19 protein-coding genes are annotated in these 18859 nt (G+C 69.6%); 3 read left to right on the top strand and 16 right to left on the bottom strand.

The window, feature by feature from the left end; all coding sequences use genetic code 11:
• Positions 1-37: 37 nt before the first annotated feature.
• The 6 genes from OG700_RS34220 to OG700_RS34195 form a co-directional block, all read right to left on the bottom strand.
• Complete coding sequence (locus tag OG700_RS34220; RefSeq protein WP_405620423.1) at positions 38-814, bottom strand: SDR family oxidoreductase; 777 nt, start codon at positions 812-814, stop codon at positions 38-40.
• Positions 815-831: 17 nt separating this feature from the next.
• The gene (gene fabG, locus OG700_RS34215) at positions 832-1593 is read right to left on the bottom strand and encodes a 3-oxoacyl-ACP reductase FabG (protein WP_405620421.1); all 762 of its coding nucleotides are present in this window, start codon (positions 1591-1593) and stop codon (positions 832-834) included.
• A gap of 164 nt (positions 1594-1757) precedes the next feature.
• Positions 1758-2141: a DUF3037 domain-containing protein gene (locus OG700_RS34210; protein ID WP_405620419.1), complete on the bottom strand. Its 384-nt coding sequence runs from the start codon at positions 2139-2141 to the stop codon at positions 1758-1760.
• Positions 2138-2989, bottom strand: a complete 852-nt coding sequence (locus OG700_RS34205) for a HipA family kinase (RefSeq protein ID WP_405620417.1) — start codon at positions 2987-2989, stop codon at positions 2138-2140. The genes OG700_RS34210 and OG700_RS34205 overlap by 4 nt, the downstream gene beginning before the upstream one ends.
• Positions 2990-3099: 110 nt before the next feature.
• A complete protein-coding gene (locus OG700_RS34200; RefSeq protein WP_405620415.1) occupies positions 3100-3375 on the bottom strand; it encodes a tyrosine-type recombinase/integrase in 276 nt (91 codons plus the stop codon).
• A 289-nt stretch (positions 3376-3664) separates the two neighbouring features.
• Positions 3665-5971, bottom strand: coding sequence for an ATP-binding cassette domain-containing protein (locus OG700_RS34195; protein ID WP_405622185.1), 2307 nt, complete (start codon positions 5969-5971; stop codon positions 3665-3667).
• 133 nt (positions 5972-6104) lie between these two features.
• Here OG700_RS34195 and OG700_RS34190 point away from each other — a divergent pair, with 133 nt between their 5' ends.
• Positions 6105-6530, top strand: a complete 426-nt coding sequence (locus OG700_RS34190) for an SRPBCC family protein (RefSeq protein WP_405620413.1) — start codon at positions 6105-6107, stop codon at positions 6528-6530.
• 50 nt (positions 6531-6580) lie between these two features.
• Here the strand turns inward: OG700_RS34190 and OG700_RS34185 are convergent, their stop codons facing one another.
• Together OG700_RS34185 and OG700_RS34180 are read right to left on the bottom strand one after the other, a co-directional pair.
• The gene (locus OG700_RS34185) at positions 6581-7765 is read right to left on the bottom strand and encodes an MFS transporter (RefSeq protein WP_405620411.1); all 1185 of its coding nucleotides are present in this window, start codon (positions 7763-7765) and stop codon (positions 6581-6583) included.
• 44 nt (positions 7766-7809) lie between these two features.
• Positions 7810-9621, bottom strand: coding sequence for an amino acid adenylation domain-containing protein (locus OG700_RS34180; RefSeq protein ID WP_405620409.1), 1812 nt, complete (start codon positions 9619-9621; stop codon positions 7810-7812).
• A gap of 228 nt (positions 9622-9849) precedes the next feature.
• On the opposite strand from OG700_RS34180, the gene OG700_RS34175 reads away from it, so the two are divergent.
• Both OG700_RS34175 and OG700_RS34170 read left to right on the top strand, forming a co-directional pair.
• Complete coding sequence (locus OG700_RS34175; RefSeq protein WP_405620407.1) at positions 9850-11067, top strand: glutamine amidotransferase-related protein; 1218 nt, start codon at positions 9850-9852, stop codon at positions 11065-11067.
• A 197-nt stretch (positions 11068-11264) separates the two neighbouring features.
• Positions 11265-11747, top strand: coding sequence for a MarR family winged helix-turn-helix transcriptional regulator (locus tag OG700_RS34170; RefSeq protein WP_097967645.1), 483 nt, complete (start codon positions 11265-11267; stop codon positions 11745-11747).
• Here OG700_RS34170 and OG700_RS34165 read toward each other — a convergent pair.
• From OG700_RS34165 to OG700_RS34130, 8 genes are all read right to left on the bottom strand, one after another.
• Positions 11707-12657: a 3-deoxy-7-phosphoheptulonate synthase gene (locus OG700_RS34165; protein ID WP_405620405.1), complete on the bottom strand. Its 951-nt coding sequence runs from the start codon at positions 12655-12657 to the stop codon at positions 11707-11709. The two genes, OG700_RS34170 and OG700_RS34165, sit on opposite strands and share 41 nt — an antisense overlap.
• A 44-nt stretch (positions 12658-12701) precedes the next feature.
• Positions 12702-12914, bottom strand: a complete 213-nt coding sequence (locus tag OG700_RS34160; protein WP_405620403.1) for a hypothetical protein — start codon at positions 12912-12914, stop codon at positions 12702-12704.
• 418 nt (positions 12915-13332) lie between these two features.
• The gene (locus tag OG700_RS34155; protein WP_405622284.1) at positions 13333-13458 is read right to left on the bottom strand and encodes a hypothetical protein; all 126 of its coding nucleotides are present in this window, start codon (positions 13456-13458) and stop codon (positions 13333-13335) included.
• Between the two features lie 318 nt (positions 13459-13776).
• Entirely contained in the window at positions 13777-13941 is a 165-nt protein-coding gene (locus OG700_RS34150) for a hypothetical protein (protein WP_405620402.1), read from the bottom strand.
• Entirely contained in the window at positions 13938-14786 is an 849-nt protein-coding gene (locus tag OG700_RS34145) for a cytochrome P450 (RefSeq protein WP_405622183.1), read from the bottom strand. Before OG700_RS34145 ends, OG700_RS34150 begins: the two co-directional genes overlap by 4 nt.
• 386 nt (positions 14787-15172) lie before the next feature.
• Positions 15173-15874: a tRNA-dependent cyclodipeptide synthase gene (locus OG700_RS34140; RefSeq protein WP_405620400.1), complete on the bottom strand. Its 702-nt coding sequence runs from the start codon at positions 15872-15874 to the stop codon at positions 15173-15175.
• 13 nt (positions 15875-15887) lie between these two features.
• Positions 15888-16997 (bottom strand): class I SAM-dependent methyltransferase, encoded by a 1110-nt coding sequence (locus OG700_RS34135; protein ID WP_405620398.1) that lies wholly within the window; start codon positions 16995-16997, stop codon positions 15888-15890.
• Positions 16998-17512: 515 nt separating this feature from the next.
• Complete coding sequence (locus tag OG700_RS34130) at positions 17513-18856, bottom strand: hypothetical protein (protein ID WP_405620396.1); 1344 nt, start codon at positions 18854-18856, stop codon at positions 17513-17515.
• Positions 18857-18859 lie beyond the last annotated feature (3 nt).

The raw sequence follows: 18859 nt of genomic DNA, 5'->3' as shown, positions 1-18859 counted from the left end.
CCGATGGGGCACTTGAAGCATTTACTGACAAAACATGTCAGTGCACACCAGCGTTGAGGAAAATTCCGCCGTCGACCACCAGGGTCTGGCCCGTGATCCAGTCGGACTGGTCGGACGTGAGGAACGCGGCGGCGCCTCCGACGTCCTCCGGCATCCCGAGGCGTCCCAGTGGGTAGGAGGCCGCGGCTTCCGCCTCCCGCCCCTCGTAGATCGCCTGCGCGAACCTGGTCTTGACGACGGCCGGCGCGATGGCGTTGACGCGCACGGCGGGCGCGAACTCGTGAGCCAGCTGGAGGGTCAGATTGACCATCGCCGCCTTGCTCATCCCGTACGCCCCGATGAACGGTGAAGCCGACACCCCGGCGACCGAGGCGATGTTCACGATCGCACCGCCGTGCTCCTTCTGCCAGGCACGCCAGGTCAGCTGCGCGAAGCCGAGGGCCGAGATGACGTTGGTCTCGTACACCTTGCGCGCCACGTTGAGATCCAGATCGGCCATCGGGCCGAACACCGGATTCGTCCCGGCGTTGTTCACCAGATAGTCGACGCGGCCGAACTCCTCCATGGTCCGCCCGACCGCGGCGGCCTGGTGTGCCGCGTCGTGGGCCTTGCCGGGAAAGCCGATCACCCGGTCCGCGCCGAGGCGCTCGACGGCCTCCTTGAGCGCGTCCTCGCCCCGTCCGGTGATGCACACCCGGTCGCCGCGGGCGACGAACGCCTCGGCGATGCCGTATCCGATACCGCGGCTGGCGCCCGTGATCAGTGCGACCTTGCCGCTGTCGGGCAGGGGGTCGCCCTTCGGCTGCTTCGTCATGTCCGCCACTCTCCGGTTCAGTTGAGGGGTCCGCCGGCGACGTACAGCACCTGGCCGGAGACGAATCCGGCGTCCTCGCCCGTGAAGAAGGCGATCGCGTTCGCGATGTCGTCGGGGACGCCGACCCGCTGCACCGGGATCTGGGTGGCCGCGGCCGCCTGGAAGTCCTCGAAGCCCATGCCGACGCGGGCGGCGGTCTGCGCGGTCATCTCGGTGACGACGAAACCGGGGGCCACCGCGTTGGCCGTGACACCGAACTTGCCCAGCTCCTTGGCCAGGGTCTTGGTGAAGCCCTGGAGACCGGCCTTGACCGCGGCGTAGTTGGCCTGGCCGCGGTTGCCGAGCGCCGAGCTGGACGACAGGTTGACGATACGGCCGAACGCGGCGTCCACCATGTGCCGCTGGCAGGCGCGGGCCATCAGGAACGCGCCCTTGAGGTGCACGTTCATCACGGTGTCCCAGTCGGACTCGCTCATCTTGAACAGGAGGTTGTCGCGGAGAACGCCCGCGTTGTTGACGAGGATCGTGGGCGCGCCCAGCTCGGCGGCGACCCGTGCGACGGCGGCCTCCACCTGGGCGGCGTCGGAGACGTCGCAGCCGACGGCGAGCGCCTTGCCGCCCGCGGCCGTGATCGCGCCGACGGTCTGCGCGCAAGCCGCCTCGTCCAGGTCGAGTACGGCGACGGCCCGGCCCTCGGCCGCGAGACGTACCGCGGTCGCGGCGCCAATGCCCCGCGCCGCCCCGGTCACGACGGCGACACGCTGCTCGGTGGTGGACATGCTGCTTCTCCTCGCCCTTGGATCGCGGCGCCGGCACAACTGCTGAGCGACCGCTTAGTAGTCAGCTGCCGTGACGCTAGAAGCCCTGCCACCCGGTGTCAACGGCCCACGGGGCGCCCGACCGTATGTCACACCCCGAACACCCGCCGGGCCGCCGCCCGGCCCTACCGCACCAGCAGATCGAGCAGTCGCTCGATCTCGGCCGCCGGGTCGCGCGTCAGCCCCGTGTGTACGGGACCGGGCTGGACGACCGTCGAGCGCGGCGCGATCAGCCAGCGGAACCGCCTCCCGGCGTCGTCGGGCGCGGCCTGCCCGGCGGGGTCCCCGCCGGCGCAGACACCCTCGACGGCGCGCAGCGCGGCCCGTACCCCCGCCACATCGGCGTCCGGCGCCAGCGCCTTGAGCCGGGACTCGTCCAGATGCGTACGGGCGGCCACGAACGACCTGGCGCGGCAGTAGACCAGCACGCCCGCGTTGATGAACTCCCCGCGCTCGACCCTCGGTACGACGCGCAGCGGCGCGTACTCGAACACCTCGCGTCCGCTCACCGGCCCTCGCCTCCGCCGTTCTTCGTGGGATGCGGCCAGGGCGTGGCGTGTTCGGTCAGCCAGCCGGGGGCCTGGGAGGGGCGCACCTTGGTGGGCGCGTCGATGGTGAGGCGTTCGTGGATGGTCGCCGCACGCGGCAGCAGCGCCGCCACGTAGGCGCGGCGCAGCGCGTCGGTCGAGTCGAACCCGGGCTCGTCCACGAGCCATTCGTCCGGCACATCGGCGGCGACCTCGGTCAGCAGTTCCTCGGTGACCAGCGGGGCGAGCTCCGCGGCGGCCGAGGCGATGTCCGGGCGGAACGGCGCGAGGACATGGTCGGACGCGTCGTACGGCTTCGCGGCCGAGGCCTGGGCGCCGAGCCAGTGGTGGTGCCAGATCATGGTGGCGCCGTGGTCGATGAGCCACGGATCGCCGTGCCAGACAAGCATGTTGGGGTTGCGCCAGGACCGGTCGACGTTGTTGATGAGCGCGTCGAACCACACGACCCTGCCGGCCTCGGCCGGACCCACCTCGTAGGCGAGCGGATCGAAGCCCAGCGATCCGGGCAGGAAGTCCATCCCGAGGTTCAGCCCGCCGCTCGCCTTGAGCAGCTCCTGCACCTCCTGGTCGGGTTCTCCGAGCCCGATGACGGGGTCGAGCCGCATGGCCACCAACTCCGGCACCCGCAGCCCGAGCCGCCGCCCCAACTGCCCGCAGATGACCTCCGCGACGAGCGTCTTGCGGCCCTGTCCCGCGCCGGTGAATTTCATGACGTACGTGCCCAGGTCGTCGGCCTCGACGATCCCTGGGAGTGATCCACCCTCCCGCAGGGGCGTGACATAGCGGGTCGCTACGACTTCTTGCAACACTTTCCGAGGCCACCCATCTCTTCAGCCTTACAATCAACGGAGGGCTACTGCCGGGCGCGGAGGCGAAAATCGCCGGTCGACGGCGCTGGGGAGAATCTGGGGAGTTTCGGCTAGCGAGCCGATGCCCCGCCCTTCCCAAGCAGACCGTCGATGGTGCCGCGCCCCTTGCCGCCAGCCTCCGGCATGAAGTGGGCATAGTAACCGAGAGTGATCACTGGCGAGGAATGTCCGAGCCACCGCGCCAAGGTCACGACGGACTCTCCGGCTTCCAGCATGATCGAGGCGTAGGTGTGCCGAAGCACGTGGAAACCGTCCTTCGGGGCCGCCGCCCACTGCCAGGCTTTCGCCCCCTCGGCGCGTGGCGGGATGACACCGGCCTTGGCCAAGGCCGGCTTCCAGGTGTAGGTGTTTCCATGTGTTCACCGCGATGGCGTTGCCGAAGCGCGTGGTGAGCAGCAGGGAGGACTTCTTCCTCTCCCCCTCCGGCTTCCCCCACGGCAACTCCACCTCAACTGGCGGAAACGCTTCAATGTGACGTTTGAGTGAACCGTTCCGGGTTCGCTAGAGACTTCAGCTGTCGAATGCGGTGCGCACGTCGGTCTGCGTGGGTATTCTCACGTTCCGCCTCTCGTGGTCGCCGGTCCCGTGTTCTCGGTCGGATGCCCGCTTCTGGCGTTACGTATCGCGGTTGTTCTCCCCCTGCTGGTGCTGGACGTGGCCGCGGAGATACTCGGCGGTGACGGAGTCCTCGGCGTCCAGGAGGGCGGCGGGCGGGCCTTCGAAGACCACCCGGCCGCCGTCCTGGCCGGGCCCCGGGCCGAGGTCGATGACCCAGTCGGCGTGCCGTACGACGTCCAGGTCGTGTTCGACGACGACCACGGTGTTGCCGCCGTCGACCAGCCGGTCGATCAGGGTGAGGAGGCCGATCACGTCCGCCATGTGCAGCCCGGTCGTCGGCTCGTCGAAGAGGTAGAGACCGCCCTGCTCCCGCAGCCGGCCGGCCAGCTTCAGCCGCTGGCGTTCGCCGCCCGACAGGGTGGACAGCGGCTGTCCGAGGGTGAGATAGCCCAGCCCGGCTTCCTGGAGCGCGTACAGGCGGTCCGCGATGTTCCGCTCGGCGGAGGCGTGTTCGGCGAAGAACTCCCGCGCGTCCTCGACGGTGAGCGCCAGGACCTCCACGACGTTCAGCGGGCCGAGCCGGTGGGTCAGCGCCTCCGGGCGGTAACGCAGTCCTTCGCACACCTCGCAGGTCACGGTGACCGGGTCGAGGAAGGCCAGGTCCGTGCGGATGACCCCGCGGCCGCGGCAGGCGGGGCAGCCGCCTTCGGAGTTGAAGCTGAACAGGCTCGCGTCCACGCCGCCCGCGCGGGCGAACAGCTTGCGCACGGTGTCCATGATGCCGAGATACGTGGCGGGGGTGGCGCGGGACGAGATGCCCGTCGCGGACTGGTCGACAAGGACGGCGTCGGGGCACTGGGCGGCCAGGACGCCGGAGATCAGGGTGCTCTTGCCCGAGCCCGCGACGCCCGTGACGACGGTGAGTACTTCGGTGGGCACGTCGACGCTCACATCCCGCAGGTTGTGCAGGCCCGCGCCGCGGATGCTGATCGCCCCGTGTGCCGTACGCGGATCCTTGTTGACGTGCGGGGTCTGGCGCCGGCACCGGCCGGTGACGGTGTCGGCGTCCCGCAGTTCCCGGGGCGTGCCTTCGAAGACGATGTGGCCGCCGCGTGCTCCGGGTCCTGGGCCCAGCTCGACCACGTGGTCGGCGGCGTCGAGCACCGCGCGGTCGTGCTCGACGACCAGGACGGTGTTCCCCTTGTCACGCAGGCCGTGCAACAGTCCGGTCAGCCGGCTGATGTCGCGCGGGTGCAGGCCGGCGCTGGGCTCGTCGAAGACGTACACGATGTCGGTGAGGCCGCTGCCCAGGTGACGCACCGTCTTCAGCCGCTGTCCCTCGCCGCCGGAGACCGTGGAGGTCCCCCGGTCCAGGCTGAGGTAGCCGAGGCCGATCGACTCGATGTGCCGCAGGATCTCCAGGGCCGCATGCGCGACGGGCTTGGCGACCGGGTCGTCGATGCCTTCCAGAACGCCGATGAGGTCGCCGACCTCCGTGGCGCAGTAGTCGGCGAGGTTGTGAGGACCGATACGTGAGTCGAGCGCGGCGGGGTTGAGGCGGGTGCCGCCGCAGTCCGTGCAGGGGCCCTGGGAGACGACGCGCTCCACGTTCTCGCGCTCGCGGGCCCGCAGGGGCGTGTCGCGTTTGATGAAGCGGCGGGTGAAGCGGGTGACCACGCCCTCGTACTCGTTGCGGAACACGCTGTGCTTCGTACGGCGCTGCACGGACAACCCGCTGCCGTGGAGCAGCAGTTCGCGCTCCTCGGCGGTGAAGTCGGCGATCGGCTTGTCCGGGTCGAAGAGGCCGGACTCGGCGTACTGCTGCCACTGGGCGGTGCCGACGGCGAACGCGGGGAAGGTCAGCGCGCCCTCGTTGAGCGTCTTCGTATCGTCGACGAGAGCCTCGGGTTCCACGGTCGTGATCCGGCCCAGGCCCTCGCAGCGCGGGCACATACCGTGCGGGTCGTTGAAGGAGTAGGCGTTCGACGGTCCGGCGCAGGGCTCGCCATGGCGCGAGAAGAGCACCCGGAGAACAGGATTGACCTCCGTCATCGTGCCGACCGTGGAGCGCGAGTTCTCGCCCGGGGGCCTCTGGTCGACGACGACGGCTGTCGACAGGTTCTTCAACGCCTCGGCCTTCGGCCGCTCCAGGCGGGCGAGCCGGCTGCGGACGAACGAGGGGAACGTCTCGTTGAGCTGGCGCTGCGATTCCACGGCGATAGTGTCGAGAACGAGCGAGGACTTTCCGGAGCCGGATACACCGACGAAGGCGGTGAGTGCCTTCTTGGGGATGGTGAGCGAGACGTCCTTGAGGTTGTTCGTACGGGCACCGATCACCACGATGCCGCCGTCCGCATGCTCCATGGGATCCATACGGCTACCACCCTTCACGCATCGCAGTTCGAGCAGCTACAGGACCTACCGTACCCAGATAATTTCCAGAGAGCAATCATTCGGCTACGCTTGCCGTGTCGAATTCCCAATAGAGGTGGTCATCATGTGGACCTATGAGTACAGCGTCACCGCGAACTGCACCCCACAGGACGTCTGGGCCTGCTACGCGGACCCTTCGGTGTGGCCCGAATGGGACGCGGAGATCAAGGAGTTGACCCTGGTAGGACCCTTCGCGGCGGGTGTCGCCGGCACCATGTCGCTGCACCACCTGCCGCCGATGGCCCTCACGGTGACCGTGGTGCTCCCGCACGCGGAATTCCGTACGGAAACACGCATGCCGGACGGCACTCTCATCCGTTTCGTTTATCTGCTGGCGGCGCCCGACGGCGGCGGCACCCGCATCACGCACCGTGTCGAGATCGAGGGCCCGGCGGCCGGGACCGAATTCGGCGATTCGGTGGCGGCCCCGGTCCCGGACACCCTGCGAAAGCTGGCCCGGGTCGCCGACGCCCGCGCCCGCCGGGCGTGAGGCGGGCTCCGTCACGGAGGTGACGGGCGCGTGACGGCGGCGGCGCGGGGTCAGACGCCCTTCTCCGCCGTCACCTTCGCGGGGCTCGTCGGGCACCCCTGCCGGGAGGCGAGCACGGCCGGCAGGACGGCCGCGAGCGCCGCGAGCGCCATCCCGCAGCCGATCCACAGGGGCGAGACGGTGCCGAGCCCCGCGTCGATGGCCTGGCCGCCCGCCCACGGGCCGAGCACCACGCCGACGTTGATCGCGGAGGCGTTCACCGTGTTCACCAACGGCCCCGGATTGGCGATCTTGATGACCCGGGTGCTCAGCACCGGACTGAGCGGCAGCCCGATGAGCCCGAGCAGCGCCACCGCGACCAGCGTCGGGCCCTGGTGCTCGGCGACCAGCGCGAACGCCGCGAGGACCGCCGCCGTGGCGGCGAAACCCCAGCCGAGCATCGGCATCGTGTAGCGGTCGGAGAACCGGCCCATGACGAGGTTGCCGATGATCGTGCCGACGCCGAACAGGCCGAACAGCCAGGGAACGGTGCCGGGCGAGAACCCGGTGACGTCCACGAAAATCGGTGAGAAGTAACTGTTCGCCGCCATGATCGCCCCGATGACCAGGGCGTTCGTGCCGTAGGCGACCCACAGCCGCCGGTTGCGGAAGACGCCGATCTCCGTCCGTACGTCGATGCCCTCCTCGGCCGGAGTCCGGGGCACCAGCCGGGCCACCGCCAGGGCGCTCAACGCCGCGAGGGCGGCCACCGCCCAGAAGCTCGCCCGCCAGCCGAAGTGCTGGTCGATCAAGGTGGCGGCGGGCAGTCCGACGACGTGCGCGGTCATGAGACCGGCGAAGAGCGTGGACAGCGCCCGTCCCCGCCGCTCCGGCTCGACGAGCTGCGCGCTGACCGCCATGGCGATGCCGAAGAACGCGGAGGCCGCCAGGGCCGTGATGACGCGCGCGACGACGAGCACCCAGAACTCCTGCGCCGTCGCGCCCAGGACCTGCCCCGCCACGAACACCGCGAGCAGGCCCAGCAGGGAAATCTTGCGCGGCAGGCGCAGCAGCGCGACGGTGAGGACCGGGCCGCCCACCACCATGCCCAGCGCATAGACGGAGATGAGCAGGCCGACCGTACCGACGGAGACGCCGAACTCGGAGGACAGGCTGGGCAGCAGGCCCGCGACCATGATCTCCGTGGTGTTGAGGCTGAAGATGGCGATCCCGAGGACAGGGATGGCGAGAGGCATGTTGTTCGCTTTCCTGGGATGCGGCCGGGCGGGCCGCGCGGCTGTCAGTGGACGGAGGAGCGTACGTCCTCTATGTGGCGCGCCAGCTTCTCCGCGCTGTTGTGCACGAAGATCTCCTCCACCCCCATCCCCACCCCGAAGACCACCTTGAGCTGGGAGGCGAGCTGTATGAAGTGCGGTGAGGTGCCGCCCTGTTCGAGGAATCCGTCGGAGACGGCGCAGCTTCCGGAGCGGTCGCCGTCGGAGCCGAGGACACCCGTCCACAGGTGGACCACGGCGGTCTCCAGGGGGCTGCGCGCACCGTCTTCCGCGGCCGTGCCGGGCTCGCGCGCCGGTACGGTCAGCCGGCTCCGGTCGATCTTCCCGTTCACGTTCACGGGCAGCTCGTCGAGACGGTGGAAGGCGGACGGGACCATGTAGTCCTGGACGAGCTCCCGCAGGTGCCGGTGGAGTTCGCCGGAGTCGGGCCGGGCGTCGCCGCGTGCGGCGTAAAAGGCGACCAGCCTCTTCTGCCTCTCGGCCCCGCCGGTGGCGATGACGGCTTCCTGGCCGATGTCGTGGTGGGCCCGCAGCGCCAGTTCTACGGCGCTCGTCTCGACCCTGAATCCCCGGATCTTGACCATCCCGTCCGCGCGGCCCAGCAGGACGATGTCACCGTCGGGAGTGGTGCGGGCCCGGTCACCGGTGCGGTAGATCCGCTCGCCGTGCGGGCCGGGCACGAACTTCTCCTCGGTCAGCGCCGGTTCGTCGACGTAGCCCAGGGCGATCCCGGCACCGCCGACGCACAGTTCCCCGGCGGTGCCGGGCGGGCAGGGCTCCAGTTTCTCGTCGAGGACCTCGGCGATCATGCCCGGCATTGGGCGGCCCACCGGCAGCGGCTCCGTCGCACTGAGGGTCGCGCTCAAGGGGGCCCGCACCCGGTGGACGGCGACCAACGACGAACCCTCGGTGCAGCCGTAGCAGTTGTAGATGCGGGCCGAGGTCGCCGCGACGGCCGCCTCGATGTGGCGGGGCGAGGGGAAGTCTCCGCTGAGGGTGACGACCCGCAGGCCCAGGAGGCTGCTCGGCTCCTGGTCGACCAGGAGGTTGAACAGGCCGCCGGGAAGGCTGAGGAAGGTGACGCCGTGCCGTTGGACGGCCTCCGTCAGCTCCTGGAGCGTGGGCAACTTGGGCGGCAGGATGGCCAGCTTCGCCCCGTGCAGCAGGCTCTGCCAGATCTCGATGGTGGAGGCGGCGAAGGAGAACGCCGCCTGTTGCAGGAAGCAGTCGTCCTGGGTGATCCGCAGTTCGTCGCTGTGCTCCGCGAGCCGGGAGAGGCCCCGGTGCGCGATCCGGACGCCCTTGGGGTTTCCGGTGGAGCCCGAGGTGAACATGATGAACGCGGCGTTCTCCGCGTCCTCGCACAGGTCCACGGCGTCCGCCGGGCACTGTGCCGCGTCGGCGATCAGCTCGTCGGCCACGACGGTGCGCGCCCGGTCGCCGAACCGGTCGGCCGCGTCCGCTTCCCGACGTACCACCAGGTGCGCCCCGGACTCCTCGACGACGCGGCGCACGACGGCCGACGGGTGCGCGGGATTGAGCGGGACCACGCAGCCGCCCGCCTTCAGCACGCCCAGCATCAGCACGAACAGGTCGGCCGAGCGGCCGAGATGGAGGCCCACGGCCGCGCCGGGCGTCACGCCGCGGCGGCCGAGGGCGTGCGCCGCTCGGTTGGAGCGGCGGTCCAGCTCCGCGTAGGTGACGCGTTCCGCTGCCGTCTCCAGTGCTGTCCGGTCGGCGTGCAGGTCCACCACATCGGCGAAGGCTCGCGTGAGGGTGCGGGCGCTGCGAACGTGCGTCGGTGTCGTGGGAAGCATTCCTGGTTCCTTTCCGTTTGCCGTCGGCAGGCTGGAATCCTGACGTCCGGAGTCAAAATCATCTAGTTTCCTAAGAGAAACTACCTTCGCCCCATGCGTGATTGCTGTCAACCCCGTATGAAGCAGCGGACCTCTTGAATCGCATAGCACGTGGAACAAGATGAGCGTGACCATGATCGCGGTCACACATGTTAGCATTCGATTTCCCCACAGAAATTACATTCGGAGGTGCGTCGGCCTGGGTACCGCCGCGTCGCAGGTCTGCGTGAGATGTCGCACCTGGCCTACACGGAGTTCGAGATCCGGGGGCGCGGAGTCAAGGAGGTGGGCGAGGTCCTCAGCCGCACCATGTTCGCCGCGACCGTCACCGGCAGTCCACTCAAGAGCGCGTCCCGCGTGATCCGTGCGCACGAGCCGTCCGGCCGCGGTTACTACGCGGGCGCCCTGGCCCTGTTCGGCCAGGACGCCTCGGGGCAGCGCTGGCCCGACTCGCCGATCACGATCCGTACCGCCGACATCACGCCCGACGGCGCCCTGCGCATCCCCGTCGGCGCGACCCTCGTACGTGACTCGGACCCGCGCTCGGAAGTCGCGGAGACGCACGCGAAACTCGCGGGCGTGCTCAGCGCGTTCGGCGTCACCCCGGCACGGGACGCGGCCGCCAGACCGGCCCCCGGGGCCTCGCTGTGCACTCCCGAGGTCCTCGCGGCCCTCGGCGGCCGTCGGCGGAACCTGGCGCCCTGCTGGCTCGACCCCGACCTGCACGGGTCGCTCAACGACCGGACCGACCACGGTTGCAAGCGCCTCAAGGAGGTGCTGGGCGTGGGCGCCGAGGACGACTTCACCGCGATGCCGGCGCACCTGCTGCAGGCGGCGGGCCTGGGCACCTCCGTGGTCCCGTACGACCACCCCGGCCTGCGCGAGGCACTGCGGCACCACCGGGGCCCGGTCCTGCTCGGGCCGGGGCCCGGCAACCCGAACGACGCCGCCGACCCGCGCATCGGCGCACTGCGGGAACTGACCGCCGAACTGCTCGGCGAGGCGCGCGGCGGCGGCAACCCCCTCGTCGGCGTGTGCCTCGGCTTCCAGTTGCCGTCCGGGGCGCTCGGACTGCCCGTGCTGCGCGGCGAACGCCCCTACCAGGGAACACAGCGCGTCGTGGAGTTCTTCGGCCGCCCGGTGACCGCCGGTTTCTACAGCTCCTTCCGCGTACACGCGGATCCCGGACAGACATCCGCACTCCTGGCGAAAGGAGTGGAGATTTCCCGCGCCCCGGCCACCCACGAGGTGACGGCCCTTCGGGGGCGGGGCATTTCCGGCGTCCAGTTCCATCCCGAGTCGGTGCTCAGTCTCTCCGGCCCGGAAATCCTGCTCGAGCTGCTCAGAAAAGCCGTCGGCCGAGCCCCCGTTGCCGCCTCGCGGAAGGTGTCCGGTCTCCGGCATTGAACCCCGCAGGGGGTGTGCGCACGCGCACACCCCCTGCCAGCCGTAACAAACGGACCGGTCCGGGAACCGGCCTGCTGCGGTAACCTGGTTTCTGTTCGGAAACGACATTCGACTTGCCGCGAACACACCTTGCGCCCCGCACCGCACCGGGGAGAGAGTTCCGACCGCACCAAGGACTTGGGATGGGAGAAGCCCAGATGACCCGATCGCCATCGGCTCCGGCGAAAACACTGGGCCCGCCCCCCAGCCTGGAGGACGCCCTGTCCTTCCTCCAGTGCACCCTGATCGCACGGCGCACGAGCACCACCCCCGAAGCGATCAGCTGGACGCAGTACGACGTGCTGGAGATGCTCCGCATCAACGGCAACATGAGGCCGTCGACGCTCAGCGACTCCCTCGGGATCTCGCGGGCGAGCGTGTCCAAAGCCCTGCGCGTGCTCAAGGACCTCGAACTGATCGCGCAGGCGGCACTCGGCGAGGACAGGCGCGAACAGACCACGACGCTCACGCACCAGGGCCACCTCTTCCTCGCCCGTGCCGCCAAGGGCCGCCGCGAGAACGCCCGGGCGGCCCTCTCCGTACTGAGCGAGGAAGAACAGGACGCCTTCGCGGAAATGTGCCAGCGGGTCGCCACCGCCGTTACGGGTTTGCTGCACGAACGGCCGGACGCGCGGGGCTGAGGCCCTGCTGCCAGTGCGCCGCGACCGCGACGGCCTGGCGCATGTTCAGCCGCGGGTCGCACAGCGTCCGGTAGCCGGGTCCGCGGACGGGGACCGTGCCCGCGCACTCGGCGATGTTCTGGGGCGAGGCCTCCTGGTGTACGCCGGCGCACACTCCGCCGCCCCGCCGGACCGCCGACAGGAAGCCGCGTACCTCCGTCATGATGTCCTCGAGCCGCCGTATCTTGAGGCCGCAGGCATCCTTGACGGTGTTGCCGTGCATGGGGTCGCACATCCACAGCACCGGGTGACCGGCCCGGCCCACTTCCTCCACCAGGGGCTGCAGCCGGCCGATCCTCGCGGTGCCGAAGCGGCGAATGAGCGTCAGGCGTCCCGGCACCCGGTGCGGATCCAGCAGGGCGCACAGCTCCCTGACTTGGGAGGCCGTCGTGTCGGGACCCACCTTGCAGGCCACGGGGTTTTCCAGCCGGGCCAGTAACCGCACGTGCGCACCGGCCGGTTGACGGGTGCGCTCGCCTATCCACGGCCAGTGCGTCGAGGTCAGGTAGTGGCCTCCCGTACCGGTCGGGCGGACCAGGGGGACCTCGTAGTCGAGGAGCAGTGCCTCGTGGCTGGTCCACACCCGCTTCAGCGGATCGGCGCCGGGCCCCCGGCCGAGTTCTTCCAGTGCGCTGCGGGTGCGTCCCGCAGCCGTGTGGCAGGCGAGCATCCGGTCGGGGTCCGCCCGCCGCGCGCTCCGCGTCGCCTCGGGCCCGTTGACGATCGGCCCGCGGAACACCGGGAGCCGGACACCGTCCACGGCTTCGTACGGCTGCGAGCGGGGCTTGGCGAACTGGCCGGCCAGCCGCCCCACCCGTAGGACGGGCCGGTCGGCGCCGACCCGCATGATGCCGCCCAGGACGTCGAGCATCTCGGCTGGCTAGGTAAGCGTCTTCGGGAGGCGTTTGTTGCCCGCTACGGACGGCGTTGTGCGCAGGAGGCCGACACCCGGTGCACCGCCTTGCCCGAGTACGACAGACGCAGCGAGAACAGGTAGCAGCGGGTCGGCACGCCTGCCAGCACGACGTGGACGTCACCGAAGTCGACCTCCGCCTCGTCGCCGGGCATGTGGGTCTGCGGGACGAACATCTCCTCCGGTCCGCGGCCGGCTTCCCAGCGGACATCCATGCGGCGCACCGCCACGTCACCCCGTACTTGCGCTCCAGAGCGCGCATCGAGAGGCCCGCACGGTGGTCACGGCGCATCGCCGCGTACAACTCGACCTTGCTTGTCGATCTGCGCATCCAGCCCCCAACGGGAGAAGCACACCGATCGTCCCACCGCAAGGTCCCAAGTGCCTTCAAAACCAGGGAACATCACCCCACCCGGTACGAAGCCGCCTCCCGCACCGAGCAACAAACGCCTCCCCTACTCACTGATGTAGCCACACGCCCGCCCTCACGGCCCCTCCGGGGAGAATCTGGGGAGTGTCGACGGTCCTGGGGAGCGCGTGGGGAGAATCGACCACGTAACGCAGCAAGATCCCGAAAGAGCTGAAAGACATGTCCGCGCAGGCCAGGGGCGGGTACAGCCGCATCGGTGCAGGTCAGTGCCACCCGGTAGACAACTTCATGACATACGTCCCGAGATCGTCGGCCTCGACGATGCCCGGGAGCGAACCGCCCTCGCGCAGGGGCGTGACATAGCGGGTCGCGATGACCTCACTCAACATTTTCCCAGGCCACCCATCTCATCAACCTTGGAAACAACGGACACCATCAGGGGATGGGGAGCGGCGGAATCCTCCGTCGACGACCCTGGGGAGAAGCTGGGGAGTTCCGTCTGGCATGCCGTTTCCCCCACCTCCCCATCAGCCCGTCGATCGCGGTGCGCCCCTTACCACCGGCCTCCGGCATGAAGTGAGCATTGCAACCGAGGGTGATCGCCGACGAGGAATGCCCGAGCCACCGCGCCAAGGTCACGACGGACTCCCCCGCCTCTGGGGCGTGTAGCGTCGCGGACTCGCGGCGCCGTCTCCAACGGCCAGGCGTCACGGCGCTACGCGGACTTGATCGGGTGATGTCGGATCGTGCCAGGAGCGGGGGTTCTCGCCGATGAGGCGGCGGGCCATGAGGTCGGTCATCGCGAGGTGAATCATGGCTTCGGAGCGGGCGGGGAGGGTTTCGTAGTAGCGGGCCAGCCGACGGTGGATCATGAGTCAGCCGTGGAACTGGGGTTCCAGGCCACGGGGAGCATGGCCGGTTTGGTGAAGAACAGGTCCAGTTCCCAGGGAATGTCGTACTCGGGGACGGCAAGCAGCAGGGTGGGGAAGCGGGCGAAGAGGGCCTGATAGGCGGTGTGGAGGAACATCCGGGACAGCGAGGCGCCCAGGCAGAAGTGCGGGCCGGCGCCGAAGGTCGCGGTGCCGCCCGTGCGGCGGTGGATGTTGAACTTGGCGGGGTTGCGGTAGTGCGCCGGATCCCAGGTCGCGCCCAGCATCGGGGTGCACACGCCGTCGCCCTTGGCGATGCTCACGTCATGGAGGCGTACGTCCTCGGTGGCGATCCTCGGCATGCCCAGCACCCCGTTGTGGTGGTAGCGCAGGAGTTCCTCGACGGCCTTGGGCCACAGGGAGGGGGCGTTGAGGCAGTCCCTGAGTTCGAGGGGGTTGACGAGCAGGGTGACGACTCCGGTGCCCAATGGTGAGACGAGAGGTTCGGAGCCGGTGACGAACAGGTAGGCCACCGTGCCTTGCAGTTCCGTCTCGCTGATCTCCTCGTCCGCCGTCGCCTGGATGAGCGCCTCGATCGGTCCTTCCGCCCGGTTCTCCGTCTTCGTTCGCCGCTTGGCCTCGATGACCTCGCCGGTGAATTCGATGACGGCCTTGGTGGCCGCGGCGACTTCCTGAGGGCTGACCGCGAGGTTGGTCTGGGTCCGGAAGAAGGAGTGGTACGTCTCCCTCTGCTCCACCGGCACGCACAGGATCTCCGAACTCACCTCCAGCGGTAACGGCGCCGCGTAGGCGGGGACCAGATCGGCGGGGTTGGGGCCCTCGGCCATGGCGTCGAGGAGCCGGTTCGCGTGCCGCCGAACCATGGGCCGGTACGCCTCCACGCCGGCCCGGGTGTAGAAGCGACTGATCACGTGCCGCACGCGGGTGTGGTCGGGCGGATCCAGGTTGAAGATCCCGCCGGCCATGGAGGTGAAGTCCTCACCGACGAACCGTGGTGCCCCTTCATGGACAAGGTCACGGGAGAACCGCGCGTCGGTGAGGATCCGCGTGATGTCGTCCTTTCGGGTCACCATCCACACCTGAGTACCTGACGGCAGTCGTACCGGGCAGACGGGCCGGTGCTTGCGCGCCCAGTCCAGAACCGGCGGCGGGGTCCCCAACTCCCCCGGCGTAAAGGGGTATTGCAGAGGCAGGGCCGGGTCGGACACCGTGCTCATGAGTGCGCTCCTCGCTGATCGCTCCCGGCGGGGGTCACCACCGCGTAACCCTGCCCGGGGGCCGGACGCAGGTGGGTGGCCTCGCCAGTGAGAAGAGGTTCGATGAGGTCCATCCGGCGGTGGTAGACGAACACCGAGCTCTCGGTCCGGAGCACCGCGGGTCCGTCGACGACCAGCGGCAGTTCGGCGATCGGGTAACTGACCGCCTGGTCGACCTGCGCCTCGGTGGGATCCTGCCCCGAGGCGTGCCGCACCGCGCCGCGGGCGGTGTCACGGCACGACCGACGTATCGCCGGATCGGTCCGGTACGCCTCCTCGACGCGGGCCCGGGAGGCCGTGTACTGCGGACGATCGGCCAACCGGGTCCAGGTATGGAGATGCCCGTCCGGATCGGCGACACCGGCCAGCGCCAGTGCCTGGCGGGCGGGAGCGCGCAGTTGGCCCACGGCCCGGCGGGCACGGTGTACGGCCTTGGGCGCGGGGAGGCCTGCCGCAGTGAGGGTACGGGCGGCCTCGTAGCCCGGAACGAGGACGTCCACCTGTTTGAAGGACGAGCAGGCCCAGCCGATCAGCGCTTTGATGTTGCGGGGCTTGTAGTAGCCGTTCCACGGGGACAGGCCCAGCAGCACGTGCTCGGCCCGCTCCACCAGCAACTCGCTCTGCGGCGAGCAGGGTTGGACAACGAAGTCTGACTTCATGACGGTGAATCCCTTACTGAGTGTCGGGGGCGGACGGGTCGACCTGCGGGCCGGCCTCCGCCTGGATGATCAACGCGTGCGGGCAGGACAGGTAGTCGGCCCAGTAGCCCTCGCCGTACTCCTCGCGGCCCTTCTCGGAAACCTCGGGCCGGATCCAGGAGATTCGGTCGAAGCCCGCTGCCCGCAAGGCTTGTTCGTGTGCCGCGGCCGACCAGCAGAAGAAGTCCACGTCCAGGACCTCTTGTCCCACCCACGCCGTCATGTGCCCCGAGGAGCCCTCGCGCCGGGGCCGCCGCGCACTGAGCCGCATGCCGTGGGGCAGGTAGTACTGGGGATCTGGTGAGAAGCCGGGGTTGAGAACCGCGGCCACGAACCGCCCGCCCCGCTCGCGCAGGGCGCGTCGGGCCGTCGCGCAGAAGGCCGCCAGCGCCGCGAGGGTGGGGGCGTAGGGAAGTACGTACACGGCCGTGACCACGTCGAACTGCCCGTCGAGTTCCGTCGAAGCGAGGGAAGTCGGCTCCGAGGCGTCAACGGCGAGATATTCCACGCCCAGCCTCTCGCGCTCCTCACGACGGCGCGCGTACTCCACCATCGCCGTCGACTCGTCCATCCCCACCGCCCGTGCCGCGCCCTCGCGGCGCAGCCGACGGGCATAGGCTCCGCTGCCACACCCCAGGTCGAGCACATCGCGTCCGGTGACACCGCCGACCGCCCGTAAGAAGCTGTACGCCTCGATATGTTCGCGGAACGGCATCGCCTCGACGCTTTGCTCGTACGCCGCCACCGCTGTGTCGAACTGGGACTTCACATCTGCCTCCTCGATTTCCGCGCATCCGATTCGCGGGCGGCACGGCCGGGCGCCAGTGGGAAGGGGACAATCCCGTCGGAGCCCTTCCGGCCCGGATACCACTGCCACGTACCGTTGGGGTACGTGCGGTGAGGTTGCAGGGAAGGCCCTTCGTGCTTCTGGGCAAGGCGTGAGGGCCTGGGCGACGGTGCCGTCGCACTCGCGTCGTCGAACTCGACCCCGGTGCGGTCGTCCGAGCCTTGGCAGAGCCTTCGAGCCGGACCGTTGTGCGTCCGGTCGTCCCACCCGCGGATTTCTCTCACCTGTCTCCACCATCGGGGTTACGAGGCGGGTCCGGAAGGGGGTGCGCGGACGGAGCCGTTGCGTGCGTTGCGAGCTTGCGCGCTTGTGAGTCGGCGTCGTCCGTGACGTCATCCCCGGGGGATGGTGATGTCGCGGACACAAGTCCCGGTCCGTACCGCTCCATCCACGGCGTCAGGCCTGCTGTCGCTCCGATCAAACGGGGGCTTCGGAAAACGATTCTTCGGGTGAACACCTACCGCTTGCGTCATCCGTGCGCCGGATCGCGGCCCGGCCCGGACTAGACACCAGTCATGGATGATCCGTTCGCTCTGAGTCCCGTGAACCCACCCAAGAAATCCGGGGCTTCTCGCGGAGAACAGCAGGCAGGACAGAAGCCCCGGAGAAGGACCGTCCGGCTGTGGTGGCCGGCCGTGTGGGCTCCCTGGTGGCCGGGACATACCAAGCGTTCCGGGGGCGCCCGTCGCTGAGTCCCATCTGCCGTCGTGTGTACGACCCTGTGCGGCAGCGAGCGTGAACGGCGCCTGGTCTCAGAGAGTCGCGGCCTCCTCCGTCAGCAGGGCGACACCAGGGTGGGTGCTGTACGGGCGCAGTGACTGACGCATGGTGGTGAGAGAGGCGGTGGCACGGGCTGAGCGCAGACCTGGGTAGTCGATGATGAACCGTTTCCAGGTGGTGATGGACTGTTCGAGGTTTCCCTGGAGAAGCTGTGATTCGGCCAGGAGGGCTGTCGTCAGCGCCCTGGCTCGGCGTGCCTGCGGGGAGCGGGCGCTCAAGGAGGCGTTGAAGGCCCGGTCGGCCGCCCGGTGGTCCCGGAGCGCCGTCAGCGTCCGGGCCCGCTGGTAGTACAGGGCCGCGGTCGGGTAGTTGCCGAAGGGATCGGACGGATCCTGGTCCGCGCGGTTATGGAGTTCCTCCGCGGTGTGCAGGGCCCGGAGCGCCCGAGGTCGGTCGTCGGCCCGTGCGTGGGCCAGGGCCAGGTGGGACTGGGTGAAGGACTGGGTCAGGGGTGAGGAGTGGCGGGTGGCGGTGGTGGCTGCCTGCTCGGTCAGGGTGAGCGCGGGCTGCCCGTGCCCCAGTTCCAGCGCGTGGGAGGCGAGCGCTCTGAGGGCGATGGTGTACGTGTGGGGATCGTCGGCTTCGGCTGCCAGGTGGGCGGCCGTTCGGTGGTAATGCTGGGCCAGGGCGTCGGCGCCGTCGTCGGCGCACATGTTGCCCAGGAGGACGGTGAGTTGTGCCGTTTGCGTGAGGAGTTGTCGGTGCACCTCCTCGCCGGCTTCGGCGAGGAGCCAGGGCGTGACGTCGTCGGCGAGATAGGTGGTGAGTGCGGTACGGGCGTGGCCGCCGCCGAATGCCCCGGTCAAGGACGCGAAGAAGACGGTCATGCCCTGAAGTGCCTCCACCTCCGCGCGTCCCACATGCCGTCCGACCACGGCTCCGGCGCGGCGCGCCGTGGCCCGCGCGAGATGGTCCTCCCAGTCCGGCACCGTGAGGGCGGCGAGACTGTAGACGTCCACGCCCAAGAGCTTTCCCCGGTCGGGGTCCAGTTGGCTGCTGGTGAGCTTGGCCAGTCGGCGCACGGGATGTGCCTCCCAGGTCCAGTCCGGTACGGGGGCGGGGGCTTGGGTGAGCCCGGTGTCGACGGCGGCCAGCGGCCTGCCCAGGCGCCGGACGAGCGCCTCGACCAGGTAGGCCGGCGCGGGGGGACGAGGACGGGTGCCCGCGAGCCAGCGGGTTACCGTCGAGCGGTTCACTGTGAGGTCGTGACCGTGTTCGGACGCGACCGACGAGACGGCATAGGCCAGTTGGGCCGCGTTCCATCCCGCCTCCTCAAGAAGCCGCGCGAGCCGTACGTTGGGTTGCCGAGAGGACACCGC

Source organism: Streptomyces sp. NBC_01508, assembly GCF_045040315.1.
GTDB lineage: Bacteria > Actinomycetota > Actinomycetes > Streptomycetales > Streptomycetaceae > Streptomyces.
This window is presented reverse-complemented; position numbering and strand designations above follow the sequence as displayed.